Source organism: Ruminiclostridium hungatei (assembly GCF_002051585.1).
In the GTDB taxonomy this organism is placed as follows: domain Bacteria; phylum Bacillota; class Clostridia; order Acetivibrionales; family DSM-1351; genus Ruminiclostridium; species Ruminiclostridium hungatei.
Window position 1 is genome coordinate 70,291 of the sequence record NZ_MZGX01000010.1, and the last position, 14,058, is coordinate 84,348.

Here is a 14,058-nt window from a genome sequence, read left to right on the forward strand (position 1 = left end):
CACCATAGAGGTTAAAATGTGGAATAAAATTACTTCAGGTATGTTTTCCAAGTTAATGAGTGCCCTGCAGTTCTACCGGAATATTTCCATAAAGAAAAAGCTGCTGCTGGTATTATATATACAAATATTATTGCCACTTATTTTTATTGGCTTTTTCAGCTTTAAGAGTTCTGAGGAGATCATAACAAATAAGTCCATCTCCTATTCAAAGGATATATTGAGCTTGATTGAACTGAGGCTTCAGGATACTGTAAGAAACCTGAATATTATTTCACAGGATTTAAGGAGCAATGAAAATATATACCAGGCACTTATAAATGATTATAACAACAATATCAACAAACTGAACAACTATGAGGTGGCAAGCCAGCTTAACAATGTATTTCTCAAGGCGGCCATAACCAGAAACGAGATAGAGTCCATATGTATTGTTTCAAACAGTAAAAGGTTTTTTACCTTTGATAACAACAACGATACAGACGGATCAAATATTAAATCGGTAGTTAAACAGAACTATACCCAAATCAGGGAATCAGTGGCAGCTTCCAACGGAAAAGCGGTCTGGTTTTTCAATTCCAGGAATGGCATGGTTCAGAACGCATATTTGATAAGAATGATATATCACAAGGATACATATAAGGAAATAGGGCTGCTGGTGGTTCAGATAAACATGGAGTTTCTGGATTCGGTGCTGCAGGGGCTTGAATCCGAGGTTATGCAGAATACCACGATTCTTTCCTCGGATAATGAAGTCATACTCTATAAAAACAAAGCTGCCATGGATAAATATGAGCAGGTTATAAAGAAAATCCCTTATGACAAGGATTCCTTCGTAGACAAGAAAAATAATATTTTTGTGGCCTATACCACACTCTCTGAGCCAAACTGGAGGATTGTGACGTATATTCCCTTGAATCAGTTGTATTATGATGTGGGAGAACTTAGAAACAGAATAATCATGTTGTGTGTGGTGTCCATACTGATATTGTCCATAGTGAGCATATTCATGTCCTTTGATATGATAAAGCCTATAAATCAATTGGTTAAAGCCATGAAGGGCATGAATATCGACAATATATCCGACAGCTATATAGAGATTGAAAGACGTGATGAGCTGGGCTTCCTGCACAAGACCTTCAACAATATGACCAAAGAAATCGATCATCTGGTCACCTGGATATACAGGGAGCAGATAACCCGGAAGGAGGCCGAAATCAAGGCCCTGCAGTCACAGATAAATCCGCATTTTCTCTTTAATACCCTGGAATCAATAAACTGGATGGCCCAGTTGAACAATGTCCCAGAAATCAGCGAGACGGTTTCAGACCTGTCAACCTTGATGGAGGCCAGTATCGGCCGGGATGACAGGCTGATAACCATAGAAGAGGAATTTATTTATATAGACAAGTATATTGCTCTTTTAAAGAGAAGATTTGAAGACCGTCTGACCCTTATAAAGGAAGTCGACCCAAAGGTGCTTTACCTGAAAATTCCCAGGCTTCTTATACAGCCTTTGATTGAAAATGCAGTATACCATGGGGTGGAAAGCAGCAGGGGAAAAGGCATCATTTCACTCACCGCAAGAATAAAAGGCGAGCTGATGGTGATAGAAGTCATAGACAACGGAAACGGCATTTCTGCCGACGATCTGATAAAGCTCAACAAGGGACTTGATATGGACAATGACACCTATTTCAAATCCTTGAGCAGCAAAAAGAACAAAAGCATAGGCATAGACAATGTTAACAGAAGAATCAAGCTCTTTTACGGAGAAAAATACGGAATCAAGATTGAAAGCAAATTGAATATATACACAAAGGTATCTGTAACTTTACCGGCACAAATTTATAACAAGGAGGGCTTTTATGTACAAAGTACTAATAATTGATGATGAGTCCATTATACGTAAAGGAATTAAAAACATCGTTAATTGGAAACAACTGGATTGTGAAGTATGTGCGGACGCTTGTGACGGTATTGAAGGAATAGAGCTGATAAAAAAGTTCCTGCCTGAAATAATTATTACAGATATCCGTATGCCCGGTCTGGATGGTCTGAGTATGATAAAACAGGTAAAGGCCATAGTTCCCTATACTAAAATTATAATTCTCACAGGCTACAGGGATTTTGACTATGTACAGGAGGCCATCAAATTCGGCGCCTTTGATTTCCTGCTGAAACCGTCCAAGATTGAGGAGCTGACCGCGGTGCTCACAAGAGCGGTAAACGAACTTAACGATCAGCAAATCAGGCACATGGAAAAAGACAGGTTCAAGCTGCTGTTTGAGCAGAGCATACCAATACTCAGGGAAAAACTTTTATATGATATCATATACGGCCTTAATACCAATGAATATGAAATAACCGAAAAAATGAAGCTGTTCAACATAGACATTCAAAATTTTGTGCTGGTTCTGATGGAAAATGATTACGATGAAAAATCCAACAGCTCTCAATACGACAAGCACCTGTACCAGTTTGGCATAGTCAATTCCTTTGAAGAGATATTTGCCGAAAAGTATGAGGTTCTGAGCATCATGCTAAACAGCAGCAGGGTGGGCTTTATCATTCAAAAGCCGGACAAGATCCCTCTGGATATCGAAGAGGTAAGTGAAAAATGCGGTTATTTGCAGGAGGTAATAAATAACGGCTTTGGCTTTACGGTTACAATAGCTGTGAGCTCCAGCGGGATTTCAGCCCTGGAGCTTCCGGATAAACTTAAGGAGTGCCTGGGTTCTCTGGAATATAAAAGCTACATGGGTGCAAATTCGATTATTCAGTACAGCGACTTAAATTCATTTTTCAGATATGAGGACTATTCAACTCTGGACAAGTATCAGAAGCAGCTTCTGGAAAGTATAAAGTCAGGGAATGAAGACCTGGTGAGGGTCACTACTCAAAACATAGCCAGATATGTTACTGCCAATAACATAAATATAAATTACATGAAGAATTTTTACTACACCACCCTGTCCTCCATAAACAACATCAGGATTTCCGTTTCTGCCATTGAGGTGGATAAAAAGCATGAAGAAGGGAAGGATATCGCCAGTCTGCTGAAGCTCATAGAAAAAAGTGAAAGTGCCGAGGAGCTCAATTCCCTGCTGGAGGATGTGGCAGTCAGAATAGCAGGAAAGGTAAACTGCTTTAACAACAAGAGCATAAAGCTTATTTTAAGAAAGGCCATAGATTATATACAGGAACACTATAATGAACAGGTTACCCTCAATGAGGTGGCCGATAATATTTATGTCAGTACCTTTTATATAAGCAGGATGTTTAAGAGGGAGCTGGGCAAAAGCTTTGTGGACTATCTTAACGACGTAAGAATCGAAAAGTCCAAGGAACTGTTGAAGGATGTCAAGTATAAAACCTACGAGGTGGCGGAAATAGTCGGAATCCCCGATCCCCACTATTTTTCCAAGCTTTTTAAAAAGCATTCAGGCATGACGCCCTCGGAGTATCGGGAGACCCTGGCACTAAGTTAGAAAAAGGTTAAATATGCTGTTGTTTAATTTTGATATTTAATTAGATATTATTGCATAATAATTGGTAAATAATTGCTAATTCAAGGCTAAAAAAATGAAAGCGGATTTATTTTGAAAAAGACACATTTTCCCAGAAAATGTGTCTTTTTTGTGTTCAATTTTGTGGTAGGCACATTGTCAATATATTCAAAGATAAAGCAACATTATCTATTTAGAAACAAAGCACCATTTTATAGAATAAAATTGCAAAGGTGGCGGGCACTGTACTTGCAGGCATAATGGCATTAAGCATGGCAGCCTGCGGTGACAAGGACAGTGCAGCCACAGGAAGTCCAGCGACAGATTCAACGGCTGAAAGGACTGAAGCAGCAGGAAGGTCAACAGTACAGGCAACAACATCTGCTGAGCCTGTTAAACTGGAAGATGCAGAAGGAACGGTTGTAATGTGGAACTGGGGAAATCAGGATCAGCTCAAGGAAACACTGGCCAATTTCAACACCAGGTATCCAAAGGTAAAGGTTGAATCAGTGCCGGTAGCAAGTGCTGATTATGTTAAAAAAGATCAAGACTGCCGTAGCAGCAAAAACTGCTCTGCCCGACGTAATCAGGGGTGAACTTAATTTCAGGGGTACACTGTTTGATATGGGTATACTGGATGACCTTTCACAGGCCCCCTACAACTTTGATAAGGAAGAAGGTTCCTGAACAAGCCTGGCCGCTGGTTCTAAATGACAAACAGCAGGTATTGGGAGCTCTCACCCAGTTCAATCCTTCAGGCATAGCTTACAGAAGAAGCATGGTTAAACAACTGTTTGGAACTGATAATCCTGCTTCACTGGCAGATAAGTTTAAAACCCGGGACGATATAATCAATGCTTTCAAGGATGCCAGGATAGACGGTAAGAAAGTCTATGCCTCCAGATCCGTAAGAGATATATTCCATATAGTTGATGGATATAATCCCACAAATCCTATTCAGGATGGGGTTGTAAAATTCCAGGAGGTTTATCTCCCAACCTTCGAACTTATTGAAAAGATGTTTAAAGCCGGAGTAATAAATAAATATGACTTCTGGACTCCTGCATGGAATGCCTCCTTTGCAAAAAAGAGGATGTATTTACCGCAGCAGCACCTTGGTTTCTGAAATACGTTGTTGAACCAAATGATCCAAAAGGCTCCGGAGACTGGGGTATAACTACGAAGCTTTTCAAAAAGCATTCCGGCATGACACCTTCGGAGTATCGGGAGACCCTTGAGGTAAAATAAGGCAGGCAGCGGAAAGGTGCAGTATATGGAAAGCGTCAGAAGCCGGATTATAACAATCCGGCTTCTGACGCTTTTATAAAATATGCCGACAAATATTTACCCGTTATAAGTATTCTTAACCAATAATAATGTTGAGAGGCTTCCTTAAATGTAGGAACCGTAACAACGGCCTGTGCAGGTAGCCGAACAACTGCCTGTACAGCCTCTGCTGCAGCTTACGGAGCAAACTGCCGTACAATCTGAAGGACAGTGTGCTATTACATCCTTCTGGGGGTTAGTAATTTTTTTAGCTGAAAACAAGTATTTCATGGTATCACCTCCTGTTAAAAAATTATTTAAATCTCAAGTTATAGGTATATACGGCTGAAAAAGGGTGCTATATGCCGGCATATAGCTGGTGAAGTGATTGGCGGCTACGGAGTGTTTTTATCCAGAAAAATTTCATTTGTCTGGAAATCAATGTGCCAGTTGCAGCCTTCCAGGCTCTTCCAGTGGTATTTGCAGTACATGTCATCCCACCAGTTTTGCAGCTTCAATTTTGTGGCACCTATATCCGTTACAAGCCTTTCATAGAGTTCATCCTTTTCTTCCTGGATATTTGCCTGCCTGCCGTAAGAAACCAGAAGCTCTTCCAGTCCTAATATCCTTTCGTGGAGGCTCATAACCCTGTTTTTTTCCTCCTGGGTAACCATGCCTACTTTCTCACTATGCATTTGCCGCACTTCCTTTCCTTAATATCTTATCCAGAGGGTCGATATAATCTATTGCCTTAAGCAGGTTATCAAATTTCGCCTGTGAATTTTCCATCAAGAGTTTTTGAAGCTCCATGGACTTATTTCTTTCAATGTGGCTTACCAGGCACTGAATTCTTGAAGGAGTGTTTATTTCACCGGTCAGTTTAATATTGAGCTGCTTGCACCTTCTGCAACTGTATACGTCACAGGCGGAGCATATGGGGGCGTTGCAAAGCTCCATAAGCTGGGGGTTTTTCATGTGGATACCCTGCTCGGGTGTACCTGCATAATTGTCTTCATCCTCAAAATAAAATGCAGGGCACAGGTATATCCTGCCGTTAGGAGCCAGTGCAAAGGAGCTTTGCCCGGCCTCACAGTTTCTCATTGTATTGAGCTCCCATATATCTGATAAAACGCTTAATTCAAATGGATCACCCTTTTTATAAGTGCCTGCAATGAAAGGAAGGAGCTTATCCAACTGGCGGCTGTAGCTTTCCGTCTCCTTATCACTCCAATGCTCAATATCCTCAAGAACAAGATTTACTCTTCTGTATTGAAAATAAAGGCTTGCTGCAAAATCATAGAGGCGTTCAAGATTCTCCCTGTTAACTATAAGTATGGATATGGCTGATGTCCCGGAGGAGGCTGCAGCGGTATTGTCATGAACGGCTATGGAAGTGTTTGCTCCGGATTGGGCATCCTCTATGCTCAGGCAGTTATCCGGCAGCTCATCCTTCATAAATGGGGGTCTTCCCAGCAATACCGGTATAAAGCCGTTCTTGAGGCAGAACTCCATGCCTTTTTCATAGGTGGCTTGTGACATGAGGTTGCCTGTGCCTTTTGTGTTTCTATATGAGCAATGGGGAGTTATATTATCTGAGGTGATAAACTGCATATATTTTGCCGGGATTTCAGAATTTCGGTTTTCCCGTGTCCGGCCTATTATCGTTCTCTCGGAAATTAAGCCGGTTGCCCGCTCAAAGCTGTTCCAAAAATATTCACAGCTCCTTACAGTGGCTTTATGTATTTTGCAGAGATAGGTGGCTCTCTGATAGATAGTTGCCGTTTCAGCCAGGTCATAATTGCAGCCCTGGCACCAGCCGCATCCGCTGGCAACTTCGCAGTCCACGCATTCAGCCCTGCTTTGAGCTTTTAGAGTCAGGCCGAGAAAGGGTCTTATCCTGTCGGAATCAATGCCTTTGTGTATGTCTCCGATAACGGGTCCCTTACGGTTGTTCAGGCTGAAATCGTAAAAGCGTATACACGGGAAAAAATTTCCCTTGCAGTCGATAGCCAGCATCCTTCCGGCTCCGCAATAATTCCTTTGCTTGTCTTCCTCTGTCAGGGGATGGCCGATATTGGGGTCAAAGAAGCGTACGGAGTAGTCCTTCCATAGCTTGTTTTCAATAATGTAGTCCGCCAGCCCTTTTAGCTGCTCTTCAAAAACAGAGTCGTCGCCTTCTTCCCAGACATCCTCAAAAACCACATTTGCAGCAACTATTTTTATACCCAGCTCCCAGAGGCTTATAATACTATCCTTTAAATACGGAAGGTCGTCATGGGAAAAGGTAGCCTTTGTGCTGCTGCCCGGGAACTGCTCAAGCCAGAGCGGCACATTTTTTACCACGTCGTCATAGGAACCGCCGCCGTTTGGACGTATCCTTTGAAGATCGTGCTTCATTTTATTTCCGTCAACACTCATGCCGATTGACAGATGGTTTTTATTTTTGAGAATATATTCCTGGACTTTGTCCGTATGATATAGGAGTCCATTGGTGGAGAAGCTGAATCTATAGCTGTTGAACCATGGATGCTCCAGCAGGTACATTTGCCTCTTGATATAATCGCATATCCTGTCAATGAGCTCAATTTCCATAAAGGGCTCTCCGCCGATAAAGTCGAATACCACCGAGGGCTCGGGAAATTCCGCTGGATTTGTCAATATGTAGTCCACGGCTTTTCTGGCTGTTTCAAAGGACATTTTTATCTTATCGTTTTTGCCCGTCATGTAGCAGTATTTACAGGCAAGGTTGCAGTCTTCCGTGACGCAGAAGGTAATTGATTTTGCAGTACCGTCGTTCCAGGCGGGAGAAAGCTTGCCCATCAATATTGTGGGATCATTATTCAAGTTTACCACTCCTCATTATGATTGATTTTCCAAAAGTATTTTTTTTAAATTCCTGTTGTTTATAGGACCTGTATTCAGCCTGATATTTGCCAGATGTCCCGTAATGAATGCCGCGGAAATGCTTGTTCCGCTTGCCCTGCTCAAATCCTCTCCGCCATAGCCGGGAACACCTGCCGCATTGAGCGGAGCGTAAAAGAAGCCTGATTTATAACTATAATGCAGATTTTCACTGAAGTTTCCGCCCTTGACTCCGAATACTCCTTTGACACAAGCGGGATAGGATTCAGGCCCCTGATTGCTGGCTGCGGCCACTAAAGCTATATTCCTCCTGTCTGCTTCCCGGGCGATTCTTCTTATATACCTTTTATACTTCCATCTGGCAGTTCCGAGACTCATGTGTACAATGTCCGGTTGATAGTCCAAAGCCCTGCTCATGGCATAGAGCAATATCCGCCCGTCTGTTGCAGCATTCTCATTGAGGATGTTCAGGCTGATCAGCTCTATACTGCTGCATATATGACGGATAATAAGTGATATTATTGTTCCGTGCTGATATCTGACTTCCATTTGAGGATATTCGGTAATATAGCCCTCCTCATTCAGCCTGAAACCGGTGGATACTGCCACATATTTGCCCAAATCAGAGATTTCAGTGTCTATACCGCTGTCTATTACCACAATTCTTACCGTATTTTTAAATTTTATATAACCACCTCCTATAGCTTTTCTTTTAAAGAGCTGATGTTTATTTTTAGCTGCCTTTTTGATACACTATATAATGGAATAAAAGTATTATTAAGTAAGAAGCTGCAAATTTTTCTACAGGAACAAATCTATCATAGACGGTGCTTTCAGTGAAGCTTTGAGGAGTGACTGCATGTTGACCTGTAATTGCTTATTGATAGACTAAAGAAAATGAAGGGTGTGTATATAATGGAAGAGGCCAGGCTGTTGTATGGGGATTTGGTAAGGTTTATAGTGGAGTTTCAAAATCTCAGCGGAAGGAATATACAGTATAATAATTTCCTGCTGGAAATGGGCAACTGGAGTTCAAAGCCCGGGTTTAACCCTGAATCAAACGATCAGTTCAGCAAGATTGTGAATAATTGCAAGAAACCCGTAAATGCATATTACAAGTATAATAACCAGATTATCCATCATCTGTGCGGCATTCTGGACAGTGATATATCAATATTCCCCACAGAAATAAATATGCGCAGTCAACTGATGAAGGAAATACTTGAAAAGCTTTGTAAAAATGAAAACAAGCAGAGTGTACAATATAAGAATATTGAAGGTTGTTACATAAAACAGGATTTTGTAAATTTTATGACGGCAGTTTTTGAACTGGCTCATTATAACAGCGTAATATACTTCAACAACAAACTCAAAGAGGAAAAGATGGCCCGGGACGGCTGCCCGTCTCCCGGCTCAGAGAACATTACGCCTGTGGGTACTCCTGTCATTGTATCTGCTGATATACTTCCCGGCAATATACCCGACAATTCATATGAAAATCAGCTTATGACAAACCATGATTTGCTTTTAGCTTCCTTTGTGCATAAAAAGAGGACCGCTCTCAGGTTAGCCTGTCTGGTTTTGCTTGTCATGGCAGGTACTTTTCTGTTTTCCTTAATGAACTCCTACAAGTCGTATATACTGCCTGCAAACAGTCAGGTACAGGCAGGAAACGCGGTGGATAGGCCCGGGGTGGATTCACCGGACAGCGGATATGAAAAAAAGGCTGAGATCACTCCAGGTGCTCCAGCTCCGGACAAGCCTGCAAAAAATGGACAACAGGAGACCCAGAAAGAGAATGGTGCCGGAAGTGCAAAGAGCGTAAACGGCGGGCCGGCACAGGCGACTTCTTCCGGAAGCGGGGAGGCAGCGCCGAAAAACAATGGTCCGGAGGCTCAGAAGAGATCCTCAGAACAGAAGTCCGGCCAAGATAAAAAAGATAACGGAGAAAAGGATAATAAAGCAAGTATAACAATAAACGGAAACGGAATTTTCACCATAGGTGACAATAACGTCATAAATGTACGCTAGTGGTCTGTGGCATCTGAAGCTTATATTGCCCGGCAATGCAAGGATTCAGATGTTACAGACCGCCAGTCGGTCAGTTACGGAGAGCAAACCATGTGGTACAAGAAAAAAAGTCTGTCTGGCATCTCTTTTATTTTGACATGTTTTCTGCTAATGAGCACAGGTGCCGTGCAAGGACAGAATAATAAAATTGAAGCGGAAAAAATCTTAAAAGAAAAGATAACCCCAAAAGTCGTCAACGGCATTGCCTATATTCCTGTAAGGAAGTTTTATGAGTCACTTGGCTGGCAGGTTCTGTGGGATCAGCAGAAAAGTGCCGTTACTGTAAAAAATGACAACAGGCAGGTTGAATTCCTGAAGGGCAGCAGTACCGCCATAATTGACAAAGACTATGAAGTCAGGCTGGAATCGCCCTTAGCCATCCTGGAAGACAGGGCATATATCTGCAGTACATTTATCATACAGGAATTCGGCCTTAAAATAAAATGGGACAAGGAAAAAAATATACTGCTTGTGCCGGAGAAGGAAAGCCGCAGGGTTGAAATAAACGGAAGCGGAAATGTGATAATACTCTCAGACAGTCTTATCTTAAATATTTATGAGGCATATGGTATGGATACGGTCAGGGACATGCTGCGGCATGCCGACAGCCTGCTCAGCGGCGGAAATCCCGGGGAGGCGCTTCAAAAGTACAGGGAAGTGCTTGATAATATATCCCGGGAGCAATGCCCGGATACATATGCCTATGTTCTGTGCGGCATGGGGAATGCTTTAAGTGCGCTTGCCGGATTTAGCGAGTCCGGAGCCGGCATAGATGATGCTATTGATTTATATTTCAGAGCGGCCGGCATATTTAATGAGAATGGGAACTACGAATACCGGCGCATATACAACAATATCGGCCTTTGCTACAGCCGTTTGTACGAACTCACAGACCAAAAGGAGTATCTGGAGCTTGCCAAAGACATGTTCTGTGCGGCAATGGAGGGCATGGGTGCGGTGAAGGATGAATTTGCCGCAGCCACTGTAGAAGAGAACCTGGGGAAAACCTGCAACGCCCTGGGAGATAAGGAAGCAGCAGAAGAGCATCTATCAGTAGCCTTGAATGCATATAAAAGCCGGCTTGAGGCATACAGCGCCGTTGAAAACCCGGAATCCTGGTCCGATTTAATGCTGAGGCTGGGAGAGGTGTATATCGAGCTCTCTTTTTTATATGACGGAGAAAATAATCTGCTGTTATCAAAAGAATACTTTGAAAAGGCTCTGAAGGTCAGAGATATCGAAAGCTGCCCCCTGGATTATGCAAAGATTCAGCAAACTCTCGGGGATATATATTCATATCTTTTTGAAATTCACCAGGTATCTGATTACCTCCATAGCGCCATTGAAGCTTATAAGGAAAGTCTTAGGATATATTCCGCTGAAAAATATACCGCAAGGGCTGCTGCGGTGAATAATAAGCTGGGCAGGTTATATCTGAGGCTGGGGGCCATTGAAGGAGACCGCTAAAAGCAGGCATAAAAGGCAAAACATAAAAGGAAAAATCGGACAAGGCAGGTCACAGGCGAGGTGGGGGAAAGGACAGGCCAAGCCGGCAGGAATACTTTAAATAAATAACTACGGAAAACAGGAGGAACCCCATATGTATATTTACAGATTGAGAGTAACCATAGTTTTAATACTTGTCTTTATATTGATGTCAGGCATTTGTATTGCAGCCTCAGGGGAGGCGCGGGTGGAGCTGAACGGCAGGGCCGTAGCTATGGAGACAGTTCCTATTATTGTGGAGGACAGGGTATTTATTCCTGTAAAGGAGACCTTAAAGCTTTTGGGCTTTGAGGTGACTTGGGATTCCAAAGCCGGGTGGGCCGCCTGTGTAAAAGATAGGAAACAAATAGCTGTCAGGCCCAACAGTAAAACCGTACAGCTTGACGGAGGGAACTTGCCGCTTACCGGTGAGACCTTTATCCTCCAGGGCAAAATGTATGCTCCGCTGGATTTGATAGATAACTGCATGGAAATGCAGACATATTGGAATGCCGGAGATAAAAAAATTGAAATCTGGGCCAAAAACGAAGTGGGTATCCGGCTTCTCACCGATGACAGCATTGTTTTAATCGGAAGTGACAATATAGTGGGAGTCAGTAAAATATTAAGCCCCGGCAAGGTCAGGGACAGGATAGATAAGGCCCAGAAGCTACTGCAGGGAAATAACATTACCGGGTCACTTTATGAGTATGAAGAACTGCTGAAAAGCGTTTCCAGTACAAAGAACCCTGTGGAATACGGTGAGATAAAAATCGGGCTGTGCAGAGCATATATGGCTTTGTCCATGCTAGTAAACAAGGAGGAAAATCTGCTGAAAGCTGTCGGGTGTGCGGATGAAGCCTTAAAGGTATGTTCCGGGGAAAAATACGCTGAAATCTACGGAAACGCACAATTATGCCTGTCAAAGGCTTACTGCGAATTGTCAATGGTAAGAAACGCTGAAAAAAATATTGCCAAGTCACTGGAAGCCTCCAACAATGCATTAAAGGTATGCTCACCCAAGAAAAATACCGGCTTGTACTCAAATGTCCAGTACACTATGGGAAATGCGTATGTCAGAATGAATGGCATAAGGTACAGCGATGAGCAGCTTATAGCAGCAGACAAGGCATATGTACAGGCATTGGAGTACGTGGATAAAAAGCGGAATCCCCTGGATTACGCAAAAATAAAAACCGGCAGGGCCGATGTTTTTTACAGCCTTTCCCGCAAGCAGGATTCGGATAATTTACATAGAGCGATAGAAGAGCTTAACCAGGCGTTGGAGGCGCTGGAATACGATAAAGATTCATATTCCTACATCAGGGCATTAAATAATCTGGGTCTGTGCCATACCCGGCTGGCTGAGATGGAGGAACCTGAAAAAAATCTTCTTAAGGCAATCGGCATATATAACGACATGGTTGGAAAAAGCAAGGGGTATGTATTTGATCTGGCTCTTGCCAATGCTGAGATGGGGAAAGCCTATGGTGATTTGAGCGATATTTCAGATACCCGGGATAATCTGTACAAATCCTTAAGCGCCTTCAACAAGTCGTTGGAAGTAATAACCATCACGCGTTTTCCATTATTTTATGCCGACATACAGCGCTGTCTGGCAAATTCCTACAATGGACTGGCCAACTTAACAGACAAGGAGAAGAACCTGAACCTGTCCATTGCGGCACTGGGAGAGGCACTGAAGATATCCACCCTTGATAAATATCCCACTGACTATGCTTTCGTCAAGCTGGCATTGGGAACGGCATATATGAATTTATGGGAGATAAGGGAGCCGGAAAAAAATCTTCTTAAGGCAATAGAAAATTTTAAGGCTGCACTTTCGGTAATTACACCGGAAAACTATCCGCATCAGTATGCAGGTACTTATAATAATATCGGGAATGCGTGCTATTATTTATGCATCGTAAAGAATGACGGCCAGAACGCGCCGGAAGGTATAGCGGCTTTTGAAAAGGCCCTTGCCATATTCACCTATGATTCGTATCCCGTCAGGTTCGGACTTGCACACAACAATCTTGGAAACATTTATCTGTTTTTGGCCGACCTGAAGAACCAGGAGGAAAATTTACAAAAGGCTGCAAAGGAATATGAGCTGGCTTTGAATATCTTTACTCCGGAAGCGTATCCCCTGGATTTTGCCATGGCAAAATTCAATCTGGGAACGGTTTATTACAAGTATTCAGAAAAAAATAACGATGAGGAATACCTGTCAAAAACTATGGATGCCTTTAATGAAGTGCTCCGAGTATGTACCCTTGAGGGCTACCCCTTGTACCATGCCAAGGCTCAGATAGCCCAGGCCGGGGCATATTCAGATTTTGCAAGGGCGGGTCATGAAGAATATTATACCAGGGCTTTTGAAGCATATACTCAGGCCTTGAAGGTCATTACTCCAGAAAATGATCCTCTGGATTATGCCCTGATATTAAAGGGACAGGCGACAAACTACAGGAATATTGGAGTGGGCAGGGGGAAGGAAGCAGATTTAAGCAAGGCAATAGAATATTATTCAAAAGCACTTGAAATATGTACCAGCCGGGATTATCCCCTTTATCATGGTGAAGTGAAGAGCGATATGGGTCTTGCATACCTGGAGCTTGCAAAGATAAATAATTCACGGGCAGATGCTTCCCAGGCAATAAAGTGTTTTGACGAGGCCTTAAAGGTTCTTCAGCAGAACCTTGATTCCATGGCATACAATAATGCATTGAAATACAGAGACGCAGCACTGAAAATCCTGCAAGGCTGAAAGCCTCACATATATCCGTAAAATCATACAGGTCAATTCCCGGTCAACAATAAGACAGCCTGTTTATATTAAGCTGTTAAGTCAAATGTGATAGTC

At 42.7% G+C, this 14,058-nt stretch carries 11 protein-coding genes; 7 read left to right on the forward strand and 4 right to left on the reverse strand.

Annotated elements, in window-relative coordinates; genetic code table 11:
• The first annotated feature begins 16 nt into the window (after nt 1-16).
• The 4 genes from CLHUN_RS08980 (at nt 17) to CLHUN_RS22515 (ending at nt 4,632) form a co-directional block, all read left to right on the forward strand.
• Nucleotides 17-1,888, forward strand: a complete 1,872-nt coding sequence (locus CLHUN_RS08980; RefSeq protein ID WP_080064255.1) for a sensor histidine kinase — start codon at nt 17-19, stop codon at nt 1,886-1,888.
• The gene (locus CLHUN_RS08985) at nt 1,866-3,488 is read left to right on the forward strand and encodes a response regulator transcription factor (RefSeq protein ID WP_080064256.1); all 1,623 of its coding nucleotides are present in this window, start codon (nt 1,866-1,868) and stop codon (nt 3,486-3,488) included. Before CLHUN_RS08980 ends, CLHUN_RS08985 begins: the two co-directional genes overlap by 23 nt.
• 278 nt (nt 3,489-3,766) lie before the next feature.
• Nucleotides 3,767-4,102, forward strand: coding sequence for a hypothetical protein (locus CLHUN_RS22510; protein WP_242656476.1), 336 nt, complete (start codon nt 3,767-3,769; stop codon nt 4,100-4,102).
• A 23-nt stretch (nt 4,103-4,125) separates the two neighbouring features.
• Nucleotides 4,126-4,632, forward strand: a complete 507-nt coding sequence (locus CLHUN_RS22515; protein ID WP_242656477.1) for a hypothetical protein — start codon at nt 4,126-4,128, stop codon at nt 4,630-4,632.
• A gap of 266 nt (nt 4,633-4,898) precedes the next feature.
• Here CLHUN_RS22515 and CLHUN_RS08995 read toward each other — a convergent pair whose 3' ends face one another.
• The 4 genes from CLHUN_RS08995 to CLHUN_RS09010 form a co-directional block, all read right to left on the reverse strand.
• Complete coding sequence (locus tag CLHUN_RS08995; RefSeq protein WP_080064257.1) at nt 4,899-5,063, reverse strand: AC3_0185 family rSAM-modified Cys-rich RiPP; 165 nt, start codon at nt 5,061-5,063, stop codon at nt 4,899-4,901.
• Between the two features lie 104 nt (nt 5,064-5,167).
• The gene (locus CLHUN_RS09000; protein WP_080064258.1) at nt 5,168-5,467 is read right to left on the reverse strand and encodes a CXXX repeat peptide modification system protein; all 300 of its coding nucleotides are present in this window, start codon (nt 5,465-5,467) and stop codon (nt 5,168-5,170) included.
• A complete protein-coding gene (locus tag CLHUN_RS09005; RefSeq protein ID WP_242656478.1) occupies nt 5,460-7,625 on the reverse strand; it encodes a radical SAM peptide maturase, CXXX-repeat target family in 2,166 nt (721 codons plus the stop codon). Before CLHUN_RS09005 ends, CLHUN_RS09000 begins: the two co-directional genes overlap by 8 nt.
• A 6-nt stretch (nt 7,626-7,631) precedes the next feature.
• Nucleotides 7,632-8,294, reverse strand: a complete 663-nt coding sequence (locus CLHUN_RS09010; RefSeq protein WP_242656479.1) for a S8 family serine peptidase — start codon at nt 8,292-8,294, stop codon at nt 7,632-7,634.
• Between the two features lie 255 nt (nt 8,295-8,549).
• On the opposite strand from CLHUN_RS09010, the gene CLHUN_RS09015 reads away from it, so the two are divergent.
• From CLHUN_RS09015 to CLHUN_RS09025, 3 genes are all read left to right on the forward strand, one after another.
• Nucleotides 8,550-9,665, forward strand: coding sequence for a hypothetical protein (locus CLHUN_RS09015; protein WP_080064261.1), 1,116 nt, complete (start codon nt 8,550-8,552; stop codon nt 9,663-9,665).
• 90 nt (nt 9,666-9,755) lie between these two features.
• Complete coding sequence (locus CLHUN_RS09020) at nt 9,756-11,171, forward strand: copper amine oxidase N-terminal domain-containing protein (protein ID WP_080064262.1); 1,416 nt, start codon at nt 9,756-9,758, stop codon at nt 11,169-11,171.
• Nucleotides 11,172-11,304: 133 nt separating this feature from the next.
• Nucleotides 11,305-13,962: a stalk domain-containing protein gene (locus CLHUN_RS09025; protein ID WP_080064263.1), complete on the forward strand. Its 2,658-nt coding sequence runs from the start codon at nt 11,305-11,307 to the stop codon at nt 13,960-13,962.
• Nucleotides 13,963-14,058: the final 96 nt, after the last annotated feature.

Bases quoted from the DNA above. Each gene is read 5' to 3' on its own strand.
- CLHUN_RS08980 (WP_080064255.1), top strand. From the start codon at position 17: ATGTGGAATAAAATTACTTCAGGTATGTTTTCCAAGTTAATGAGTGCC.
- CLHUN_RS08985 (WP_080064256.1), top strand. From the start codon at position 1,866: ATGTACAAAGTACTAATAATTGATGATGAGTCCATTATACGTAAAGGA.
- CLHUN_RS22510 (WP_242656476.1), top strand. From the start codon at position 3,767: ATGGCATTAAGCATGGCAGCCTGCGGTGACAAGGACAGTGCAGCCACA.
- CLHUN_RS08995 (WP_080064257.1), bottom strand. From the start codon at position 5,063: ATGAAATACTTGTTTTCAGCTAAAAAAATTACTAACCCCCAGAAGGAT.
- CLHUN_RS09000 (WP_080064258.1), bottom strand. From the start codon at position 5,467: ATGCATAGTGAGAAAGTAGGCATGGTTACCCAGGAGGAAAAAAACAGG.
- CLHUN_RS09015 (WP_080064261.1), top strand. From the start codon at position 8,550: ATGGAAGAGGCCAGGCTGTTGTATGGGGATTTGGTAAGGTTTATAGTG.
- CLHUN_RS09020 (WP_080064262.1), top strand. From the start codon at position 9,756: ATGTGGTACAAGAAAAAAAGTCTGTCTGGCATCTCTTTTATTTTGACA.
- CLHUN_RS09025 (WP_080064263.1), top strand. From the start codon at position 11,305: ATGTATATTTACAGATTGAGAGTAACCATAGTTTTAATACTTGTCTTT.